We start from the raw sequence: 20,992 nt of genomic DNA on the forward strand, positions 1-20,992 counted from the left end.
GGTGGAAAACGAGGTTTTCGGGCCGAGGAGCAGGGCGAGACGGAATCGCGTCCATCCCGCCTCGCCCATCGCCGCGTCACTTCATCAGGATTTATCGCGGGCGGCCACGTAGAGGACCATGCCGGCTATCAAGGCGACGAAGCCACCCCAGGCCAAAGCTGCGCCGGCAAGCGCCGCATCTTCGGGAACGGCGCCTGAGAACAGCATCGCGAACACGCTCAAAATCATGACGGCAAGGCCGATCATCTTTAAGGCGGTCTCACTCACGGGAGCCTCCCTTCTCGACGGAATCGCTCCAGACGCCGGTGGTGTCGGCCGTTGCAACCATGCGTGCGAACAGGCCGTTTGCTGCAACCAGCTCGGCGGGCGTGCCCGTTTCGGCCACGCGGCCCGCATCCAGCACCACAATCTTGTCGGCGTTCATCACCGTGTTCAGCCGATGGGCGATCACAATGGCGGTCTTGTCGCGGCAGAGCTCGGTCATGGCCTGCTGGATGGCGCTTTCGTTGTCCGCGTCGATGTTTGCCGTGGCCTCGTCCAACACGATGATGGGCGAATCCTTCAGAATGCACCGCGCGATGGAAATCCGCTGCGCCTCGCCGCCGGACAGGCTGGCACCGCCCTCGCCGATGATGGTGTCGAAGCCGTAAGGCAGCTTCTCCACGAAATCCAGGCAGCGTGCCTTGCGAGCCGCCTCCCGAATCTCCTCGTCCGTGGCGTCTTGCCTGCTCATAGCGATGTTGTTGCGCACCGTATCCTCGAACAGATACACGTGCTGGAATACCATGCTCAGGCTGCCCATCAGCGTTTCCATGGGTAGGTCGCGCACGTCGGCGCCGCGAACCCGCACCGAGCCGTCGGCCACATCCCAGAAGCGCGTCAGCAGGCTTGCCACCGTGGTTTTGCCCGATCCGCTTTGACCCACCAGCGCCACGGTCTGGCCGCGATTGGCGGCGAACGACACCTCGTGCAGCACCTCGGTATCGTCGTAGGCGAAGCTGACCTGGTCGAATTCGATTTCCGGAACGCCTGTTGCCTGGGCGTCCGCGGCGTTTACGAGCGCTGCCGTGCCCTCGTCGGCGATGACCTTCTCGTCGAACACCGACTGCAGGCGGTCCAGGCAGGCCTGCATGAGCGTGATCTGGGAATCCAGCTGGTATAGCGCCTTGATGGGCGCGAACACGCTGAACGCGAAAATGAGGATGCCGATGAACGACCCCAGGCTCACGCTGCCGGTTCCGAACAGCCACACCGACGCCGACACCAGGGCGGTTATGCCGCAGGCGTAGATGATCTGCAGCCTACGCTCCCACGGGGCGTGCTCCTCTTCGAAGTCGAGGTTCGCCCTCGTCATCTGGGCGAAGCCGGCGCGCAGGTCGGCCGCGCCTTCGCCGGTGCGGTTGAAGCTCTTGATGATGCGCAGGCCCTCGATGTATTCGAGCAGCGAACCCGTCAGGGTCTCGATAGCCTGCTGGCGCTTGACGGAATTGCGCACGGACTCGCGGTTCATGGGCTGCGCCGCCGCCACGGCAACAAGCTCGGTAGCCAGCGCCACAGCGCCGATGAGCGGGTGCATCACGAACAGGAACACGGAGATGATGACCTGGGCAAACACGTTGCTGGCCACATCGGCGAGAATCGTCATGGAGTGCTCTTCGATGTAGACCATGTCCGCCGAAAGGATCGAGCTGATCTTCCCCATGTTGCCCGCGCTGAAATAGCCCATGGGCAGTCGGCGCAGGTGTTCGGCCAGCTCAAGGCGCTTGTCGGCGAATAGCTCGTAGCCGGCGGTGGATTGCAGGCGGTCCGCAGAGTGCTGGAATACGGATTGCAGCACCAGCAGCGCCACCATGGTTGCCGCCGCAATAAGGCAGGTGGCCACGGTGCAGTCGCCTTCGACGATGAGGTTCACCAACACCACCGCCACCACCAGGGGCGCATTGGCGCACAGGGCCCGCAAAAACGAGAACACCCAGGCCAGACGGATGCGTTTCGCGTAGGGCCCGCAGAAGCGCATGATTTGACGAACGAGCGCTAGCATGCCGCCACCTCGCTTCCCGCCGCGTCGGATTCTTTCAAGGTCCAGGTGCCCACCTGCTCGGATGCGTTCCAGAGCGAACGGTACGTGGGGCAGGATTCAAGCAGCTCGGCATGGGTGCCTTCGCCTGTGACCTGGCCGTCGTCGAACACCAGGATCTTGTCCGCGTTCACGATGGAGCTCAGCCGGTGCGCGATGACTACCACGGTCTTGTTGCGGACCAGCCGCGCCACGGCCTCGTTCATCTTCTCGGCGTTCTCCGGGTCGATAAACGCCGTGGCCTCGTCCAACACGATGATCGGGGCGTCCTTCAGCATGGCGCGGGCGAAGGCGATGCGTTGGCGCTGTCCGCCGGAAAGCTTGCCGCCCGCCGCGCCGGCATTGGTGTGGTAGCCCTGCGGCAGCTCGCGCACGAATTCGTCGCACAGCGCAGCCTTCGCTGCGGCCAGCACCTCCTCGTCGGAGGCGTCGGGCCGGCCGATGCGGATGTTCTCCAGGATGCTCTTGTTGAACAGGAACAGCTCCTGCGACACGTAAGACACCTGGTCGTTGAGGGATTTCAGACTCATATCGCGAATGTCCTGGCCGCCGATGCGGATGGCGCCGCTCTCGATGTCGTAGTAGTGCGCCACCAGCTTGGCCGTCGTGCTTTTGCCGCTGCCGCTGGGTCCTACGATGGCCGTCATGGCGCCCTCCCGCGCCGTGAACGACACTCCCTTGAGCACCTCGTCGTTGCCGTATCCGAAATGCACGTTGTCGAACTCGACGGTGTGCCCTATGCCTGCGAAGTCACGCTCGCCGGTCTTTAAAGGCAGACGGTCAAGGGATTTCTCCAGCGCCTGAATCTTGTAGTTGACCTGGGGAATTGCGCTAGCGTACGTCATGACGTGGGTGAGCAGCGGCCCAATGCCGAAGCTCATGCACAGCACCAGCACGTAGCTTGCCAAGGTCAGCTTCTCCGTAATGACCAGCAGCGCGCCGAAAGGCAGCGTGTACAGGGTGCACGTGAAGAAGATGCTGCCGTACACGGCCATCCAGGGCCAGCACACCTTGTACCAGGCCAGCGCGAAATCGCGGTAGCCGTGCACCGCCTGCTCGAACTTGCGCAGGTGCTCATGGGAGCGGTTGAACACGCGGACGACCTCCATGCCGTTCACGTACTCGATGATGGTGTTGTTCAGGCGTTTCGTCGAGGCGAAGTAGCTGCCCATGCGGTCGGCACCCGTTTTTTGCATCTGGCTTGTGGCGCTCATTCCGAAGGCCACCATTACCACGGTGAGCAGGCACAACCGCCAATCGATGGCCGCCATGAGCAGCAGCACCGCCGCCGGCACGGCCAGGTTCGCTATTCCTTCGGGAATCATGTGGGCCAGCAGCAGCTCGATGGATTCGATGTCGTCCACGAACAGCTTTTTCGCCGCGCCCGTGCCCATGTCGGCGATGTTGCCCAAGGGCTGCGCCTCGAGCTTTTCCTGCAGCGAGCAGCGCAGGTTCTCAAGTGTCTTGTACGCCGCCCGATGCGAAACCTGCAGGCCGCCCACGTACAGCACCGCGTTCAGCACCAGGCAGGCCAGAATGCCCGCCAGCAGCGCAAGCGACCCTTCCAGCGTGACGGCTTCGCCGGCGATTGCCTGTGTGACCAGGTGATACACGATAAGATAGGGAAGGACGGAGAACACGGCTCCCGCGGTCATCATGACGGCCGCCTTGATGACGTTGCGCTTCTGATCGCCCGTGTAGCTGAGGATTTTGCCGATCATGCTGACGCGTTCGCGCTTGCGGCTGGTGGAGTCGCTGGCCTCCGACGTGAAGTAGTACCGCACGCGGCGGGCGCCGTCGCCATCCAGCGGGTACACCCCGGTTACCCGGCCGTTGTCCATGTGCATGACGTGGGTGCACGCCCGCATGATAAGCTCGGGGTCGTGCGTGACGATGACCTGGGCTTTCACGTGTTCGCGGGCGTCGTCCAGCAGGGCGGCGAACCGCTCCATGCCGTTGCGGTCCAAGCCGCTCGTGGGCTCGTCGTAGAACAGAATCTCCTTGCCGGCGCACATGGCGCTGGCGATGGCCACGCGCTGCTTCTGTCCGCCGGAAAGCGAAGCGGGGTGGCGGTCGGCGCATTCGGCCAGTTCAAGCTTGTCCAGCACGGCCAAAGCCTCTTCGCGGCTGGCGGTTGAGTTCAGCAGGACCTCGTCCAGCACGTTGTCCGAAAACAGCTGCCGGTTCACGTCCTGCATGACCAGAAAGCTTGCGCGGTTGCGGGCCTTGTCGGTCAGGTACGTGCCGTCCAGGGCAACGCTGCCGCTGGAAGCGATCAGCCCGCACAGCACCTCGGACAGCGTGGATTTGCCGCAGCCGTTGTCGCCGATGAGCGCCACCACGCTGCCTTCGGGCAGGGCGAAGCGGTCGATGTCCAGAATCTGCGTGCCGCCGCGGTTGCAGGACAGGTCCAACGCCTCCACGCTGGGCTTGCGCGTCGCTTCGCCCGGCAGATGGCGGTGCGCGTTCCGGCCGCGGTGCAGGGTCTGCAGGCTGGTGCAGCGCAGGCCCAGGTCACGCAGCTGGTCGTCGGACATGGCCTGCAGGTCGGCAGCGGTGTATTCCGCTGCTATGCGGCCGTCGTCCAGATAGATGAAGCGGTCCACCAAATCCATCAGATAATAGATGCGGTGCTCGGACAGAACGATGGTCGAGCCCTGGGCCTTCACCCGGGCCAGCATGTCGTGCAGGCGCCGGATGGCCTTGCGGTCCAGGTTGCTGGAGGGCTCATCGAGCACGTACACCTTCGGCGTGGCCGCATACACCGAGCCGCAGGCGATCTGCTGCTTCTCGCCGCCGGACAGGTCGAAAATGTTGCGGTCCATCAGGGCGTTCAGCTTCAAATCGTCGCGGGCCTTGGCCACGCGGGCATGAATCTCATCCCGCGGCATGGCCTGGTTTTCGCAGCCGAAGGCCAGCTCGCCGGTGGTGTCCACGTTGAAGAACTGGCTTTTCGGGTTCTGGAACACGCTGCCCACAATGGCGGCCGTGTCGGACAGCTCGCCGGTGGTCACGCAGATGTCGTCCACGTACACGGCGCCTTCCATCTGGCCCTCGTAGAAGTTGGGGGCCAGTCCGTTGATCATGCGGGTCAGCGTGGTTTTGCCGCAGCCGCTCTTGCCGCAGAACAGGACGCATTCGCCAGGCGCAATGCGCAGGTTGATGTCGTCGACGCCTTCGCCGGTGCCGGTTTCGCCGCCGTAATGGAAGCTTGCGTTATCGAACAGGATCATAGGATGCTCACCCCCGAGAACACGACGAAGAGGATGATCGCGGCCATGATGCCGAACACGACGAGCACGACGTAATCGGCCGCGCTCAGGCGCACTTCCTCGTAGGAGGTGCGTGTGTGCTCCGCTTCCAGCCCGCGTGCCAGGGCCGCGGCCGCGAGCTCCTCCATAACCGATACGCTGCTGATCAGCAGCGGCACCAGCAGGTACTCGATGGACTGCATGGGGTGGCGCGCCACGCTGGCGAAGTCCAGGTCGATGCCGCGAAACGCCATGGCCTTGCGGATGCCGCTCCATTCGTCCTGAACGGTGGGGATGAAGCGGAGCATGACCGCCACGGGAATGATGGCGCCCGCGGGCAGGTGCATGGCCTGGAACGCCGCCAGAAACTGGCTGATGCGCGTAGTTTGGATGATCAGGACGAGCGAGATGAGCACCGGGAAGGCGAACAGGAAAAAAGTGACCAGCGCCTGGCAGACGGTGGTGGCCACGCCGAAGCCGCCGGGCTGCGCGGCGATGCATATCCGCAGGTAGGCGGCCACCGCGAAGGCGGCAAACGCTTTCAGGGCCGTGCCCTTCTTGCCGCAGACCGCCAAAAGGATGCACAGCGCCGTGTCGTACATGATCAGCGTGGCCATGCTGCTGTAGGTGTGGATGCTCAGGATGCTGCTGATCAAAAAGACGAACATCTTGGTTCGCGGGTCAATCCTGACCAGCGCTTTCGAGTCATCTCCGTACAGGTTGAATTCCACTTACAGGATCCTCGCCTTCTCGAAATGCTTGGCGATCAGCTTGCTGGCTACCGCCGCGCCGATGATGCCGCCCAGGATGGCGAAGCCCAGGATGAGGAACCAGACGCCGTCGAAGGTGACCGCAGCCAGGCCGTCCGCGTAATCCTGTCCGTACCACTCGACGGCGCGGACCATGAAGTCGTCATAGGCCAGCAAAAGCATGGTGTAAGGGCATGCCATGTTGATGTTGAATGCCACGAACGATGCCAAATAATGCTTCTTGGACTTGTATTTGCCCAGGTAGATGATGAGTTCTGCCAGCAGGGCCGCCGCGACGGCCAAAATGGCGCCGATGATGTTGGAGCTGCAGGTCACCAACGCGAACAGCACGCCCAGGATGAGGGCCGCGCCGAACTTGTGGACCTTGAGTACGCACATCTCGTAGATGGTGCCGCACACAACGCCCACCGTGAGCGGGGCCACAAGGTAGAGGACGGGGACCATGCCCGAGGCCATAACGATGGCGAGCATGACCACCAGATAGATTGCGCCGAACGCACCTGCATAGATGAGGTCCCTCGTGCGCAGTTTCTTGTCGCTCTGCGGCTGGGCTGCGATTTCTTTTCTTGCCATTACGTTTCCTTTCTCTTCACTTTTCGGGTCAGGCACGTTCCGCGCCAAGTAACCCATGGATAACAATTGTTCTCTTCCGTTATTAAAAAGGCCCGGGTTATCCCGGGCCTTCGAAAGACGTGTTGAGGAGTGCTTCAAACCCTGCTCGGGTGAAGTCTCGTATTCGTCGTGTTATGCGCATCACTTCGTCGCGGCTGTAATCGCTATAGATCATGGCGCAGTACTGCTCGAATTTCATGCGCAGGATGGTGTTCGTGACGGCGGGGTCCACCGCGCCAGGGTTGTAGGCGTCGAAAAAGTCCTGGTAAGTGTCGTTGAACTTGACCAGGAGGTCGGCCTTGAAGTTTTCGTACTTGGTGCCTTGGGCGCAGTCGAACAGCAGCTTGAACAGGTCGCGGTGGTCCATGATGAAGGACATGAGCAGGGCTTCGCTGTCGAGTTGCGTCGATTTCTGATCGATGATCCGGTCCATAAGCCCGTCGTACATCTGGTTGTACAGCCGCAAATCGTCTTCGACCAAGGCCGAGAACAGGTCTTCCTTCTTTTCGAAATGGGAGTAGAAGGCCCCAGTGGTCACGCCGGCGTTTTGGCAGATGGTGCGCAGCGAAGCTTTGTCGAAGCCGTGTTCGAGAAACTCCTTCTTGCCGCTTTCCAGCAGCGCCGCGCGTATGTTCTGTTTTCCGTTCTTCATGTGACCTTCTTTAGTTAGTGCAGGCTAACTCATGATAACGGTCGTTATTGCGCCTGTCAACCACGGTTAACAAACGGAGCGAGCCGGCGTCGGGCGTGCCTGAGGGCTGCGTGAGGGCACTGCGATGCCTCCTCTGGTGCAAATCAGCCTTTCACACCGGGTGCGCCCGGGGCCTGTGTGTCGCCCCGACGTCTCCTTCCTCGAAAGGCCGTTTTCGGGAAAAGGAGTGGGAAGCAAGGCGTGGCTGAGGCGCGTGGAAGCGCAAATCGCTTCGTCTGAGGGGCGCTGCAAAGTACCAGAATTGCATCATCTTGCTGTTAGGAGGATGGACCCGCTGCGCTTATGGGATAATTCTTCGACAGAATGAACGCATCGACGGTGGCGGCGGTGAGCGGCTTGCACCAGCCGGTCGGAGTCGTTGACGTCAAAGGCCAGTGCAACAGTAGGGGGAAGAAATATGGCCAAGAAAATCGTTGCCGTGAACGCTGGGCCCAGGCGCGGCTGGAACACCGACACCCTGATTGAGGAAGCCGCCGCAGGCGCTCGTGAGGCCGGGGCTGAGGTTGTCAAGTTCGATCTGTTCAAGCTCGAAAAATACACCGGATGCATTTCGTGTTTCGGGTGCAAGAAGAACAAGTTCGCGGGCCACTGCATCGTTCGCGACGGGCTTACGCCGGTGCTTGACGCAATCCGCGAATCCGACGGCCTGATCATCGGCTCGCCTAACTACCTGGGCGAGACGACGGCGTCGTTCCGCGCGCTGTACGAGCGCTTGATTTTCCAGTACCTCACCTACAACACCGAGCGCCCGTGCTGCAACGAGCGTCCCATCCCCGTGCTGTTCATCATGACGAGCAACGCTCAGGAAGGCTTTTTCGCTCATCTCGTGCAAGGCTACCAGCAAACGTTCTCGCGATTCGTCGGTTCCACGAAAACGCTTGTCGCTGGCAATACGCTGCAGATCAAGGATTACAGCAAAACCGATTGGCAGTGGACGCTCTTCAATCCCGAAGCCAAGCAGGAGCGTCATGAGAAGGTGTTCCCGCTGGAGCGCAAGAAGGCCTTCGAAATGGGTGCCGACCTGGTGAAATAAACCATTCGCAGGACAAAACCGCGCTTCGCGAAGCTTGTGGGAATACAACATGAAGCGAAATGCCGTCGACGGCGCGGCTGCCTTCTGAGCTGCGCCAATCGCACACATCCGAAATCCGATCCGCAGAAACGCCGCTGCACAGTGCGGCGTTTCTGCGTTTGTCCTCGTGCGTTTTGTAGAAAACAGTTTTCCTCCCGACAAAACGGACGCCTGAATCGTGTGGTATAGAGAAGACGTAAAGCGCAACCGGAGGAGGAACAATGGGCGCAAAGGTTTTGAAGGCTCTGGTTTTCGGGGCGACGGCAGCTCTGGCTATGGCTTTGGCGGCGTGCACGCAGGCGCCGGCGGCCGGCCCCACGTCGGTGGTGGTGTCGGAAACGGGCAGCGCCATCACAGTGACCGCGCAAAGCGAGGTGAAAGCGGTGCCCGACAAGGCAAGCATCGGCTTATCCATTGTGGTCCAGGCGGACACGAGCGAAGAGGCGCAGGCGCAGGCCGCCGAAGCGTCCAATGCCGTAACGGCTCAGCTCAAAGCGGCGGGCATCGACGAGAAGGACATCCAGACCGACTGGACGAACTTGAGTCCTATCTATAATTACAACTACGATGCGAAAACCGGTGAAGACGTCGAGACCATCATCGGATACGAGTCCGACACGCATATCGTTGTGAGCGGTCTTGAGGTCGACGCAGTGGGCGATGTGATGCAGATGGCCGTCGAGGCCGGTGCGACAGGCGTGGACGGCCCTTCCTATTACTGCAGCGATTACGATGCGGCCTATCAGGAGGCCCTGGCCGCAGCCATGGAGGCGTCGCGTGAGAAAGCCCAAGTTGTCGCCGATGCCGGAAATGTCGGGTTGGGCCAGGTCATCAATGTGGTCGAAGGACAACAGGACATGGGCATGAAATACGCAAGCACCGGCGTGTATGCCGAAGAGGCCGCCGCGGATATGGAAGGGTCCATGGATGTCCAGGCCGGCGAAGTGACCGTAACCGCCCAGGTCACCGTAAGCTACGCCATCGCGTAACCGGCCGGGGCACGGGACATTGGGGACACTGATAATTGACTTGGCCGGGTTGGCGTGCGCCGCCCGGCTGGGCGATAATGGCACCGGGCCCGCCCCAGTGACCCCATTGGGGACCGTCCGCGCGAGCGTGACCTCGCTCCGATCAGTCCTGGAGGGCCCGGCGCCGGAGGCCATTCCCATGACCTCATAGGAGCTTGGCGTTCCCGCCTTCGCACCCAAGACAAGCGAAGTGTACCACACGCCCCGTCAGTGTCCCGTCTGGGACGGCCCTCCGTCGCCGACAGCAAGGAGAAGACGACGAAGGAGGGGCTGTGGACTACACGGCAGGGGCGCCGGCGTTCGCCGGCGTCGACACCCACAAGGAAACGAACATGCTGGCCCTCAAGGACGGGCTCGGCCGCACGGTCGGGGTCTGGGAGTTCCCCGCGGACCCGGAGGGCTACGACGCGCTCGCGGACGCGATCGGCGACGCCTCGGTGCCGGTCGGCATCGAGGGGGCCAGGTCCTACGGCGCGGGCCTCGCGCAGAGGCTCGCCGAGCGCGGCTACGAGGTCCGCGAGGTCGTCAGGCCGCGCCGCGAGCAGCGCCGCCGCGGCAAGACCGACGAGATCGACGCGCTGGCGGCGTGCGACAACCTGGCCGCCGGCAGGAGCATGCCCGCCAAGGAGATGGAGGGGGACGCCGCGGCCCTGCGCTGGCTGATGGTCGCCCGCGAGCAGGAGGTCGCCCACATGACGAGGCTCGCCTGCTGCATGGACTCCATGCTGGTCACGGCGCCCTACAGCGTCCGCGAGCGGTGGCGCGGCCTCGGAGGCGCCGCCCTGATGCGGGCCGTGGCCTCGTGCAGGCCCAAGGACGCGCCCGGCCGGACGATGAGGGAGGTCGCGAGGAGCTGGCGGGAGGCCGCGGGGCGCGCGGAGAGGCTCGAGGCGGAGATCCTGGAGCTGATGGCGCGCTCGTACCCCGCCCTGATCGGCGCGCCGTGCGTCGGCGCGATCAGCGGCGCCCGCATCGTGCTGGCCGCCGGGTCCAACCCGGGGCGCCTGCGCAGCGAGGCCGCCTTCTCCATGCTCTGCGGCACCTCGCCCGTGCCCGCGTCGTCGGGCAACACCACCCGGCACCGCCTGAACCGGGGCGGGAACCGCCAGGCCAACCGGGCCATCCACGAGATCGCCCGCGCGAGGATGGCCCACGACCCGCGCACGAAGGCCTACATCGCGCGGAAGATGTCGGAGGGCAAGACCAAGCGCGAGGCCGTCCGCTGCCTGTGCCGCTACATCGCCCGTGAGATCTACCGCCTGCTCACGGGCCCGCAGGAGCCCCCCTGCGACCAGTCCGCCCTCGCGCAGAGGCGCAAGGCCTGCGGCCTGACCCAGAGGCAGGCGGCGGAGGGCGCGGGGATCACGAGGGCGAAGGTCGGCGGGCTCGAGAGGCTCGCCGAGTTCCACACCGAATCGCTGCTGAGATACGACGCGTTCCTAAGGGAGGTGGAGGCGAAAAAAGGGCTTGACAGCATATAGGAGCATCGGAGCCCTTTGTCCGTTCGTTGACGCTTCACGAAATTGGTCATTGAACGCAGTCCAAATCATGCACTACTTGTTTTTTGGCGCGGAACCTGGTTTTTGGCTTGAGGAGCAGGCCGAAAGGAAAGGGGATGTGTCCCTGGTGACACAAAAATGTGCCAAAAGGAAACGTCCCTACTGACACATGGGACAAAGGGGATAGCCCCCTTTGTCCCGCTTTTTGGTTACAGGTCCTGTTGTTCGGAGCGAAGCAGGGTGTAAAGGAACATTTCGTTTTGGGCGCGCAGCAGCGTGAGGTCCCAGGCTACGACTTCGGGCACGTCCTGCTCGAGGAAGCCGTTGATCAGGTCGATGTTCACACGTGCGTCGCAGATGGCGCCGAGGTTGTCCTGATGTGCAGTCATGCCCTTTGCGACGCCCACGGCGTCGGCGCCAACGATGGGCTTGAAGTTCTCGGCGGCGTAGCGGGCGCGTTTGGCCTTTTTCCGCACGTCGTGGGTCAGCTCCACGTCGGCAAGGGTGAGGTCTTCAAGATCCTGCTCCAGCCCCGTGACAAGCGCGTCGAACCGGGCGCGCACCACGCAGGCGGGCAGCCCCTCATCTTCCAGACGACGCTTCCACTTGAGGTCCTTGATGAGCGAATGCACCCTCTTCAGGGCTTTGGTGGTGGACTTGGATTCCAGAATCTTCTTCACGCGGGCGCGCTCTTCGGCCGCCTGGGCTTCGCAGAATTCGACCAGCTCGGCGGAACTCGTCTGCGAGGCTGCCGCCTGCTGGGCAAATACGTCGAGCTCGCGCAGGCGGGACGTGTGGGCCACAACGCTTTTGAGCAGCGTTTGCGTTTCGGCGTTCTGATCTGCCTGCTGCCAAGGTTTGACGAATGCCACCAGGCTGCGCAGTGTGCGGATTGAAACACGGAACTTGTGCATCGTCTCGATGTCGTCGGGGTCTGCCATGAACGCTTCAAGGCGGTGTCGCATCGTGGCCTCGGCGCCTTTGAGCGTCTCTTCGATCTGTACAAGCGTCTTCCAGTCCTGCGAAACCGGCCCTTGCGCGAACCAAAGCAGGCGCCCTGCGGAGGCGTCTTCTTCGGTCGGCTGGGCCAGCGCGTCGGTGTCGATCCTGATGCAGACGAGCCCACCCGTTGCACAGGGAATCACCGCGCCCGTGAGTTTCTCGGTAAGCGACTCGACGAACGGGTTGTGGCCGACGGCGAACACGGTGTCGGCGTCGCTTTCCGACAGGGCCTGCAGGAAGGGGTCTTCGTCCTGGCTCCAAAGCGATTCCGCCTCGACAACATCGTCAATCTTGACGCCCTTGTCATCAAGCGCCCGTTTAATCAGCTCAGCGGTTTGCATGGCGCGAATGGCAGGGCTGCTCCACAGAGCGAAGGAGCCTCGCGTGTCGAGCTGTGCGAGCGAATCGGCCAGCGTGGCCTTAAGCGAGCGCCTTCCCGGTTCCGAAAGCTCCCTGTCGAAGTCGGGCTGCCCCTCTTCACCGGCGCATGCCTTCCCGTGACGCATGAGTATGAGCGTTTTTGCCATGATGAGCTCCTATCTTCGGTCGTCGTTCCTCCCCATCATAACAAATCCCGCGATTATCGCGGCAAGCCATCGGGTTCTGGGCGCATGTCGCCCCTCAGATGCCGCGTGAGAAGACCCAGGTCACCATAGGCTGTGCTATCGCTTGTCATCCGACAAGGCGTATCCATATCAGCGTCGTGCGCCGATGGGGTCCGATGCGCAACCGGTCGGAGCATCGTGGCCGACTACCATTCGATGTCATCCCATTCGTAAAGGCCTGGAATCTGGATTTCGCTTCGATGGCATCCGTGCTTTTCGGCAGCACGGTCTATATCGGCCTTCATGTCGAGGTATTGATCGTGTTTGTAGCACTCGGTGATGTCGCGCACCACGACGCTCAGCTCCTCGGCACGCCGCCGTTTCGTCATGCCTGCGAAATCGTTGTTGATGACGTCGACCCACTGCTCGTACATGGCGGCAGCGTACTGGTAATTCTTCATTCCCTTTTTGATTCGTTCGAACCGTCCCTTGGTGGCCTGCTTCCCCACGGCAGCCAGAAGCTTTGCCAAATAAGCGCGAACAATCGCCATCGGTTCGTCGAGAAGCGATTCGCCGGGCCATTCGTCGCGCATGTCCACCGCGTTTGATTCGAGCATGTGATTCGTGCGCTTCGCCATCAGATAATTCAGTATCAGCGCCTCGTACATTGCCTCGGGGTAGAGAACCTCGACCGAGAACACAACGCTTTTCAGGTTCGTGTCGATGCCGAGATACTCTGCGGTCCATTCGTTCAGTCCGTTGTCTTTGAGTTCGACATTGCGGTCGCCCTGGTAGGCATGGCGGATGTCGTAGCAAAGCGAAAGCAGCCGGGTGGACATGGCAAGCTCGTCTGCGGTCCCTCTGAGCCGCTTGTCCTCGGGGAAATCCGAGTCGGCGATTGTAAGGGCCCAGATGGCATCGTAGAGCTCGTTCAAGTCGTCGTAATCCCCTGCGATTTTGATTCCAAGCAGGTTGGGGGTCATTTCAACGATAAGCATGGGGCCTCCTTGGCGGCTGAACGTCTCGTTGTGCGGCAGCAAGTCCATGGTACCATTTCGGCGCCACCTACAGGCTGGCGTACTCGCCGGTTTCGGAATTCCAGACGAGCAGCGGCAACACGCCGGACGCCGTGGTCATGCCATCTATATAGATATGGGACGGGCCCCAGCGCAGCACGTCGTGGTGGTCGGGGTCGCCGCACACGTAGCAAGTGGGCGTGTGCCCGCAGATCACATCCTTGTAAAAAGGCGCGTTCGACGTGGTGCGCGTGCCCAGCATGGTTTCGCGCGGGGTGCCCAAGGCCCATTCGCGGCCGGCGGACTCGTCGATGCCTGCGTGCACGAAGATCTGCCGCTCGGTTTCGTGATAGTCGCGTAGGGTCTGCATCCAACTTATGACCTCGGGGTATGCGTTGCGGATGGCGTGGCAGGCGGTGCCGAAGGCATCGATCATGGTGGCGAAGCGGCGCATGCCGTGGTCAAGCTGCCGGAGCTGCTCGTCCGTCAGAAACGACCGCATGGTGGCCAGGTTCGGATCCATCTGGCGAAAGCTGCGGAAACGGTATTCCGGGTCCATCACGTCGCGGTCGGGGTCGGGCGCGTCGAAAGGCGGCTCCACGTCGTAGAAGTCGGAACTGCCGAACTCGTCGAACCCCAGGTCATCGTCGAAACCGAAGCTTAAATCCTCGTCGAAGCCCGCCGATTCCAGCCCAGTCGCCACTCCGCCCGTGGTCGGCACGCCCAGCCACTCCAAAAACATCTCGTCGTGGTTGCCGCGCAGCACGGTCACGCGTCCTGCCGCCCGTTGCTCGAGCGCCATGACCGCGTGCAGCACACCAAGGCTGTCGGGCCCGCGGTCCACATAGTCGCCTAGAAGCACCAGCTCATCGGCGCAGTCCGTGTCGAAGAACCCCAGTTCCTCAAACTGCGCGATGCGGGCCTGTAGCGGCTCGATGCATCCGTGTATGTCGCTTATGGCGTATCTGCGCATGTGCCTGCCCCTCGTCTGTCGTTTGAGCTATTTTACCAGCTGACGAGTGGGAAGGCTGCCGGCTTGGGTTGGCGAGTGAAAGCCGTCGTGAGCCTGCGAAGCTTCGCGCGAGTTGCGGCTACGGCTCTGTGCGGACGCCGCATGGGGTTTTATTTGTTCGCGAGCCTAGTTCTTCCAAAAGTCCCTGATCAGGGCCTGGCGATTCTGCTGTCCGGTCTTCTTCAGTATGTTGTGTACGTGCACTTTCACCGTGTTGAGGGACAGTGTCATTTCGCTCGCGATGTTCTGGTTGTCTTTCCCCATGACGATGAGGGCCAACACTTCGGTCTCGCGCTTGGACAGGTTGTTTCGTTTGGCGTACATCGGCATAACGCGGTCGATGGATTCGCTCATGGGCGCGTCGGAACGCTCGGGCGGCTGTTCGAACCGCAGCGACAGCATTTTCCAACAGGTGCGGAACACGTGAGAAGCGACGTAGAGCATGAGTGCGTTTTCGGCAATGCTTCTTTCGGCGAAGAACCATGCGGTGTCGGGGATGTCGCCCGGGTCGAAAATCAGCTGGATATAGACGTTTTCAACAACGATGGCGACTACCAGCAGCAGCGCAACGAAGTATGCGCGCACGTATCGGGAAAGGGCGTCGTGTATGGCGTCGTTTCGATGCGAGATGTAGACATAGCCCAAGTATCCGAGCATCCAGAACAAAAGCAATTCGCGGGTATTGAAGTACAGGAATTCACGCCAACGGATATTGTCGGTCAACACCAAAGCGCCCACGCTGAGAACGATGAATGCGACGATAGGCCCGAAACGCACGGCAGGTCGGCGCTCGTCGATGTACTGACATACAGCAAGCCACATCGCTTGAAGGAAGATGGCGCCGGTCGTAAGGAACGTGTAGGGCGTGCTTATGTCCCAGAACGAAGGGGTCTCAAGCGTTACCTGCGGCGTGAGAAAGTCGTGTTGGAACGGAATCGAGCAATCGAAGAAATAGGCGACGAACGTGATGGTCAGATACAGAAACGTCTTGCGTCGGGTGACGAAATACGACGACAGGCTGATGGCGGAAGTCAAAGCGATTGACAGAAGGATTGTGAGGGAATAGTAGAAGAGCATGATATAACCCATTGGTCCGGTCGCCTTTCTGTGCGCAGGATGGTCTCGATACAGCACGTGATCGGATGTATAGATTGCGGTTGCTCGCTGTCGCTTTTCCGCACGCCATATTGTAAAGGACTCGGGTTGAAAATCGCGGATTTCCCTTTGTTCGGATTTGAGATGCAATTGCGTACGAATGCTTTCTGACCTGCGGTTTAGCTAGGCATTAGAGAGCTGGTGCCTATGCATAATTCCAAGTTACAGCTCCTCGTAACGCTTCCTTACGTCTTTTCGAACTCCTGTGTCTGCAGGCATAGTTGCGCCAACGGATGCCGGAAGGGGCATCGAACACGCTTTCGAGAGCGCTGCTCGCAGCCCTCTTGTTGGGGGCGCTGTCGGTTTGCGGCGTTTCCGAATGCGCGTTGGTCGGGAAACTGGTTGTAGGCAAGGAGGAGACAGTGTCAGAAACAGTTGCAACCATGGACTCCGTCGGCGTAGCCGAGGAGCCGAAAAAGAAGAAGCACACGTTCACGTTCCCGTCAGCATTCACGGTGCTGTTCATCGTCACGATCATCGCAGTGGCGTGCACGTACCTTATTCCGGCGGGCCAATACAGCAAGTTGATCTATGCCGCAGACAGCAACGTGCTGCAAATCACGGATCCCGCTGGCGAAGTGACGGAGCTCGAGGCTACGCAAGATACCCTCGACGAGTTGGGGGTGAAGATCGAAATCGAGCAATTCACCTCGGGCGCAATCACCAAGCCGATTTCCATTCCCGGCACCTACGAAAGCCTGGAGCAGAACCCAGTAAGCTTCCTGGACATTCCCTACAGCATGGTTGTCGGCATCATCGACGGCGTAGATGTCATGGTGTTCATCCTGTGCTTGGGCGGTTTGATCGGCGTCGTGCGCGCAACGGGCGCTTTCGAGAGCGGCCTGGGTGCACTGACCAGGAAAACCAAGGGCCGCGAGTTCCTGCTGGTTTTCGGCGTAAGCGCCTTCATGATCTTCGGCGGCACCATGTGCGGTCTTGAAGAAGAGGCCGTTGCGTTCTACCCGATTCTGGCTCCGATATTCATCGCGTTGGGGTACGACTCCATCGTGACTGTTGGCGCCATCTTCATGGCCGGCTCCATCGGTACCACCTTCTCCACGGTCAACCCGTTCTCCGCCGTCATCGCATCCAATGCCGCCGGCATCGTGTTCACCGAGGGCATGCCCATCCGCATTCTCGGTTTGATCATCGGCTCGATTGTGTATTTGCTCTACCTGCATTGGTACTCCAAGAAGGTGAAGGAGAATCCCGAGTTCAGCTACGCATATAAGGACCAGGACGAGTTCAAGTCGCTGTGGGCCATGGACACCGAAGCCGATACCGGCTCTTTCGATCTGCGCCACAAGCTGATTCTGGTGATTTTCGTTTCGGCATTCATCATCATGATCATCGGCGTTATGGCTCTCGGCTGGTGGTTCCCCCAGATGGCGGCCGAGTTCATCACGCTCTCCATCCTGTGCATGTTCATTGGCGGCACTGGCAAGAACGGCCTGGGCGAGGCGCGCATGGTCGATGCGTTCTCCGACGGCGCAAGCAGCATGGTTGCCGTGTCCTTGATCATCGGTCTTGCCCGCGGCATCAATCACGTGCTGAACCAGGGTCTCATCAGCGACACCATTCTGTACAGCGCTTCCAACCTGGTCATGGGTATGAGCGGTCCTGCGTTCATCATCGTGCTCATCCTGGTGTTCTTCGTACTGGGCTTCGTGGTGCCTTCGTCGAGCGGCCTGGCCGTGCTGTCCATGCCCATTTTCGCGCCCTTGGCCGACACGGTGGGCATCCCGCGCTGGATCATCGTCTGCGCATATCAATGGGGCCAGTACGCCATGCTCTACATCGCGCCGACCGGCCTGATCATGGCTACGTTGCAGATGCTCCACATGAAGATGAGCGACTGGTTCAAGTTCGTGTGGCCCATGATGCTGTTCACGCTGGTGTTCGGATCCATTCTTCTGTCCATCTGCACGATCGTGTACGCGGTCTAACCGCATCGTCGAAAGAGGCTTTAGGGGTGCCCGGGTTTTGTCCGGGCACCCTTTTTAGTGTGCCGAGCACGCACGCATCTCTAATGGGTGAACGTCCCCGAGCGCGCCTGGCAGCGGGCGGGCGGTCGGCTCGTTCGGCCCGCCGCTGAAAGACTCGAGCGCGTCCGGCGGTGGGAAGCGCATGGCCAAGTGCAAGGCGTCCGTCGCGAGGCGGGGGCCAACCGTTCCGCAACGGACAGGCGGGTGAGTGTTGGTCGCATTCGGTGTTGGCCGGCCTTGGCTCGGCCCGCGCGACGCCCTGTTGACGTTTCCTTAGGGCCTCGCCCGAAAGAATTTGTTCGGCGCGATAAAGCAGTGCGCTGACCTGGTGTTTACCTAAGGTTTAGCGTCTCGGCCGGACTGGCAAATACCTTAATACACCTGCGAATACACACTGTTTAGGACTTTTCGAACCGAGTCGCAGATGGCAAAGTGCGAATCAGCAAACGGAGCATCTGCCCCAAGCCAACCAACGGCGCCGAGCGCCAAAGAGAAAGGAAACTGTCATGGGAGTCAATCTGAGCGGCCGCCACTTCCTGAAGCTGCTGGACTTCACCACCGAGGAGATCGAGTACCTGCTCGAGCTGTCCCGCAACTTCAAGGACCTCAAGCGCACCGGCACCCCGCACCGCTACCTGGAGGGCAAGAACATCGTCCTGCTGTTCCAGAAGACGTCCACCCGCACCCGCTGCTCCTTCGAGGTCGGCGCCATGGACCTGGGCATGGGCGTGACCTACCTCGACCCCGGCAGCTCCCAGATGGGCAAGAAGGAGTCCATCGAGGACACCGCCCGCGTGCTCGGCCGCTTCTACGACGGCATCGAGTTCCGCGGCTTCGCCCAGTCCGACGTCGAGGACCTGGCCGCCAACGCCGGCGTGCCGGTGTGGAACGGCCTGACCACCGAGTGGCACCCCACCCAGATGCTCGCCGACATCCTGACCGTCAAGGAGAACTTCAACGACGACATCAAGGGCAAGACGCTGGTGTTCATGGGCGACGCCAAGAACAACGTGGCCCGCTCGCTGATGGTCGTCTGCTCCAAGCTCGGCATGAACTTCGTGGCCTGCGGCCCCGAGGAGTGCATGCCCGCCGACGACGTCGTCGAGGCCTGCAGGCCCATCGCCGAGGCCAACGGCTGCACCGTCAAGCTGACCTCCGACGTGGCCGAGGGCGTGGCCGGCGCGCACGTCATCTACACCGACGTGTGGGTCTCCATGGGCGAGCCCGACGAGGTGTGGGAGGAGCGCATCAGGCTGCTCGAGCCCTACCGCGTCACCTCCGAGGTCATGGCCCAGGCCGACCCCGACGCCATCTTCCTGCACTGCCTGCCCAGCTTCCACGACACCAACACCACCATCGGCGCCCAGAAGGCCGAGCAGTTCGGCATCACCGAGATGGAGGTCACCGACGAGGTGTTCGAGGGCCCGCAGTCCAAGGTCTTCGACGAGGCCGAGAACCGCATGCACACCATCAAGGCCGTCATGTACGCAACCCTGAAGTAAGAAGAGAGGGTTGTCACGATGCCTTACATCAAAGGAAAAGGCCCTTCCGTGGTTATTGCGCTGGGCGGCAACGCCCTCGGAAAGACGCCGGAAGAGCAGCTCGAGCTTGTAAAGACGACGGCTCGTCATATAGTCGACATGGTGGGCGATGGCGTGAACACCATCGTGACCCACGGCAACGGCCCCCAGGTCGGCATGATCAACAACGCCTTCGACATTGCCTCGAAGGACCCCGCGAGCAAGGTGCCGGTGGTTCCGTTTCCCGAATGCGGCGCCATGAGCCAGGGCTATATCGGATACCACCTGTCTCAGGCGATTCTCGGCGAGCTCAAAAGCCGCGGCATTATGCGTTCGACGGCGAACATCGTAACCCAGACCGTCGTCTATCCCGACGACCCCGCCTTCGACAACCCTACCAAGCCGGTAGGTTCCTTCATGACCGAAGAAGAAGCGAAGGCCCTGGCCGAAGCCACGGGGTGTACCGTTAAGGAAGACGCCGGCCGCGGATGGCGCATGGTGGTGGCCAGCCCCACCCCGCGCCGCATCGTCGAGTTCGACGCCGTGAAGGACCTGATGGACGCCGGCTACATCGTCGTGTCCACCGGTGGCGGCGGTGTGCCTGTATTCGAGCGTAACGATCATTACTACGGCGTTCCTGCCGTTATCGACAAGGACCGCTCGGCCGCCATGCTGGCATCAGGGTTCAAGGCGGACATGCTGGTCATCCTGACTGCAGTGGAGAAGGTGGCTGTGAATTTTGGCAAGCCCGATCAGCGCGACCTGGACATGATGACCGTGACCGAAGCTCGCGAGTACATCGCCCAGGGCCAGTTCGCCCCCGGCAGCATGCTGCCCAAGGTCGAGGCCTGCATCGACTATGTTACGAAGTATCCGCAGGGCAAGGCCCTGATCACCAGCCTCGAGTGCGCGGCAGCCGGCCTGCGCGGCGAAACGGGAACGGTGATTGTCACCGGCTAAATTGCTTTTCGAGCATGCTTAGCCCATGCTTGCAAGAGAGAGGGAGAAGGTGCGGTCCGTGTGGCCGCACCTTCCGCTTTTTAGGCGCAGGTTGGCAATGGCTTTCGATTCTTTAATGCGTGAACGCCGCTAACGTGCGCCTGCCCTTGGTTTCCGACGCGGTTTCAGGCGAGTTCGGACAGCATCTGGGCTGCGTTGTCCTTGGGTTTCACCTTGCCGAATGCTTTCTCGATGGTGCCGTTGGCGTCGATCAGGTACGTCGACCGCACCAGCCTGCGCGTGATCTTGCCGGTTTTCGTGGTGCTTTCGGCCAGCACGTCGTACGCGTTGATGACGTTCATTTCCGGATCTGACAGCAGCGTGAACGGCAGTCCGTGCTTCTCTTCGAACCGCTTGTGCGATTCGACTGAATCCTTGCTCACGCCAAGCACCACGGCCCCTTTTTCGCGAAGCTGCGGGTACAGCTCAGCAAACGAGCACGCTTGGCTCGTGCAGCCCGCCGTCATGTCTTTGGGGTAGAAGTACAGAATCACACGTTGACCTCGGTAATCGGCCAGGCTGTGCATCTGGCCGTTCTGATCCGGCAGCGTAAAATCCGGAGCTTTAGTTCCCACTTCAAGCATGCGGGGCCTCCTTCGTTTTGGTGCTTGCTCGTGCGCGCCTGCGCAAGGCGGCTTGCCTGGCCCGCGTGGCGCTTCGGCGTTTGTGACATTATAGGCAACCCGCATGCGAATGGTGCGTTCGGAAACTGTCCATATGAAAATGCGGCGGTCTGT

Annotated in this window: 17 protein-coding genes; 6 read left to right on the top strand and 11 right to left on the bottom strand. The window is 61.3% G+C overall.

The genetic code is table 11. The features are described from left to right. Nucleotides 1-84: 84 nt before the first annotated feature. From SHEL_RS15000 to SHEL_RS14075, 6 genes are all read right to left on the bottom strand, one after another. Entirely contained in the window at nucleotides 85-267 is a 183-nt protein-coding gene (locus SHEL_RS15000) for a hypothetical protein (RefSeq protein ID WP_012797255.1), read from the bottom strand. Continuing rightward, nucleotides 260-2,041, bottom strand: a complete 1,782-nt coding sequence (locus SHEL_RS00360) for an ABC transporter ATP-binding protein (RefSeq protein ID WP_012797256.1) — start codon at nucleotides 2,039-2,041, stop codon at nucleotides 260-262. Before SHEL_RS00360 ends, SHEL_RS15000 begins: the two co-directional genes overlap by 8 nt. Further along, a complete protein-coding gene (locus SHEL_RS00365; protein ID WP_012797257.1) occupies nucleotides 2,035-5,310 on the bottom strand; it encodes an energy-coupling factor transporter ATPase in 3,276 nt (1,091 codons plus the stop codon). The genes SHEL_RS00360 and SHEL_RS00365 overlap by 7 nt, the downstream gene beginning before the upstream one ends. Beyond that, entirely contained in the window at nucleotides 5,307-6,059 is a 753-nt protein-coding gene (locus tag SHEL_RS00370; protein ID WP_012797258.1) for an energy-coupling factor transporter transmembrane component T family protein, read from the bottom strand. Before SHEL_RS00370 ends, SHEL_RS00365 begins: the two co-directional genes overlap by 4 nt. Then, nucleotides 6,060-6,671 carry an MptD family putative ECF transporter S component gene (locus SHEL_RS00375; RefSeq protein ID WP_012797259.1) on the bottom strand — a complete coding sequence of 204 codons (612 nt, stop codon included), beginning with the start codon at nucleotides 6,669-6,671 and terminating at the stop codon, nucleotides 6,060-6,062. 97 nt (nucleotides 6,672-6,768) lie between these two features. Further along, entirely contained in the window at nucleotides 6,769-7,362 is a 594-nt protein-coding gene (locus tag SHEL_RS14075) for a TetR/AcrR family transcriptional regulator (RefSeq protein ID WP_012797260.1), read from the bottom strand. Nucleotides 7,363-7,819: 457 nt separating this feature from the next. Here SHEL_RS14075 and SHEL_RS00385 point away from each other — a divergent pair, with 457 nt between their 5' ends. The 3 genes from SHEL_RS00385 (at nucleotide 7,820) to SHEL_RS00395 (ending at nucleotide 11,003) form a co-directional block, all read left to right on the top strand. Next, on the top strand, nucleotides 7,820-8,455 hold the full coding sequence (locus SHEL_RS00385) for a flavodoxin family protein (protein WP_012797261.1): 636 nt from the start codon (nucleotides 7,820-7,822) through the stop codon (nucleotides 8,453-8,455). 260 nt (nucleotides 8,456-8,715) lie between these two features. Next, complete coding sequence (locus SHEL_RS00390; protein WP_012797262.1) at nucleotides 8,716-9,483, top strand: SIMPL domain-containing protein; 768 nt, start codon at nucleotides 8,716-8,718, stop codon at nucleotides 9,481-9,483. Between the two features lie 311 nt (nucleotides 9,484-9,794). Continuing rightward, nucleotides 9,795-11,003, top strand: coding sequence for an IS110 family RNA-guided transposase (locus SHEL_RS00395; protein WP_012797263.1), 1,209 nt, complete (start codon nucleotides 9,795-9,797; stop codon nucleotides 11,001-11,003). A 227-nt stretch (nucleotides 11,004-11,230) separates the two neighbouring features. Here the strand turns inward: SHEL_RS00395 and SHEL_RS00400 are convergent, their stop codons facing one another. From SHEL_RS00400 to SHEL_RS00415, 4 genes are all read right to left on the bottom strand, one after another. Further along, a complete protein-coding gene (locus SHEL_RS00400; RefSeq protein WP_012797264.1) occupies nucleotides 11,231-12,550 on the bottom strand; it encodes a CHAD domain-containing protein in 1,320 nt (439 codons plus the stop codon). Between the two features lie 224 nt (nucleotides 12,551-12,774). Continuing rightward, a complete protein-coding gene (locus tag SHEL_RS00405; RefSeq protein ID WP_050749489.1) occupies nucleotides 12,775-13,566 on the bottom strand; it encodes a DUF6904 family protein in 792 nt (263 codons plus the stop codon). Nucleotides 13,567-13,633: 67 nt separating this feature from the next. After that, nucleotides 13,634-14,557 carry a metallophosphoesterase family protein gene (locus SHEL_RS00410; RefSeq protein WP_012797266.1) on the bottom strand — a complete coding sequence of 308 codons (924 nt, stop codon included), beginning with the start codon at nucleotides 14,555-14,557 and terminating at the stop codon, nucleotides 13,634-13,636. Nucleotides 14,558-14,722: 165 nt separating this feature from the next. Beyond that, nucleotides 14,723-15,685, bottom strand: a complete 963-nt coding sequence (locus SHEL_RS00415) for a helix-turn-helix transcriptional regulator (protein WP_012797267.1) — start codon at nucleotides 15,683-15,685, stop codon at nucleotides 14,723-14,725. Between the two features lie 428 nt (nucleotides 15,686-16,113). On the opposite strand from SHEL_RS00415, the gene SHEL_RS00420 reads away from it, so the two are divergent. The 3 genes from SHEL_RS00420 to arcC all read left to right on the top strand — a co-directional run bounded on the left by SHEL_RS00420 (nucleotide 16,114) and on the right by arcC (nucleotide 20,216). Beyond that, nucleotides 16,114-17,697, top strand: a complete 1,584-nt coding sequence (locus tag SHEL_RS00420; protein ID WP_012797268.1) for a YfcC family protein — start codon at nucleotides 16,114-16,116, stop codon at nucleotides 17,695-17,697. A 545-nt stretch (nucleotides 17,698-18,242) separates the two neighbouring features. Continuing rightward, nucleotides 18,243-19,238, top strand: a complete 996-nt coding sequence (gene argF / locus SHEL_RS00425) for an ornithine carbamoyltransferase (protein WP_012797269.1) — start codon at nucleotides 18,243-18,245, stop codon at nucleotides 19,236-19,238. Nucleotides 19,239-19,256: 18 nt separating this feature from the next. Further along, complete coding sequence (gene arcC, locus SHEL_RS00430; RefSeq protein ID WP_012797270.1) at nucleotides 19,257-20,216, top strand: carbamate kinase; 960 nt, start codon at nucleotides 19,257-19,259, stop codon at nucleotides 20,214-20,216. 164 nt (nucleotides 20,217-20,380) lie between these two features. Here arcC and SHEL_RS00435 read toward each other — a convergent pair whose 3' ends face one another. Beyond that, on the bottom strand, nucleotides 20,381-20,839 hold the full coding sequence (locus tag SHEL_RS00435) for a peroxiredoxin (protein ID WP_012797271.1): 459 nt from the start codon (nucleotides 20,837-20,839) through the stop codon (nucleotides 20,381-20,383). Nucleotides 20,840-20,992 lie beyond the last annotated feature (153 nt).

Origin of the sequence: Slackia heliotrinireducens DSM 20476 (genome assembly GCF_000023885.1) — a bacterium.
GTDB classification, from domain to species: domain Bacteria; phylum Actinomycetota; class Coriobacteriia; order Coriobacteriales; family Eggerthellaceae; genus Slackia; species Slackia heliotrinireducens.

Coding starts and splice junctions, on each gene's coding strand:
- SHEL_RS00360 (WP_012797256.1), bottom strand. CDS start 2,041: ATGCTAGCGCTCGTTCGTCAAATCATGCGCTTCTGCGGGCCCTACGCG.
- SHEL_RS00365 (WP_012797257.1), bottom strand. CDS start 5,310: ATGATCCTGTTCGATAACGCAAGCTTCCATTACGGCGGCGAAACCGGC.
- SHEL_RS00375 (WP_012797259.1), bottom strand. CDS start 6,671: ATGGCAAGAAAAGAAATCGCAGCCCAGCCGCAGAGCGACAAGAAACTG.
- SHEL_RS14075 (WP_012797260.1), bottom strand. CDS start 7,362: ATGAAGAACGGAAAACAGAACATACGCGCGGCGCTGCTGGAAAGCGGC.
- SHEL_RS00385 (WP_012797261.1), top strand. CDS start 7,820: ATGGCCAAGAAAATCGTTGCCGTGAACGCTGGGCCCAGGCGCGGCTGG.
- SHEL_RS00390 (WP_012797262.1), top strand. CDS start 8,716: ATGGGCGCAAAGGTTTTGAAGGCTCTGGTTTTCGGGGCGACGGCAGCT.
- SHEL_RS00400 (WP_012797264.1), bottom strand. CDS start 12,550: ATGGCAAAAACGCTCATACTCATGCGTCACGGGAAGGCATGCGCCGGT.
- SHEL_RS00405 (WP_050749489.1), bottom strand. CDS start 13,566: ATGCTTATCGTTGAAATGACCCCCAACCTGCTTGGAATCAAAATCGCA.
- SHEL_RS00410 (WP_012797266.1), bottom strand. CDS start 14,557: ATGCGCAGATACGCCATAAGCGACATACACGGATGCATCGAGCCGCTA.
- SHEL_RS00415 (WP_012797267.1), bottom strand. CDS start 15,685: ATGGGTTATATCATGCTCTTCTACTATTCCCTCACAATCCTTCTGTCA.
- argF (WP_012797269.1), top strand. CDS start 18,243: ATGGGAGTCAATCTGAGCGGCCGCCACTTCCTGAAGCTGCTGGACTTC.
- arcC (WP_012797270.1), top strand. CDS start 19,257: ATGCCTTACATCAAAGGAAAAGGCCCTTCCGTGGTTATTGCGCTGGGC.
- SHEL_RS00435 (WP_012797271.1), bottom strand. CDS start 20,839: ATGCTTGAAGTGGGAACTAAAGCTCCGGATTTTACGCTGCCGGATCAG.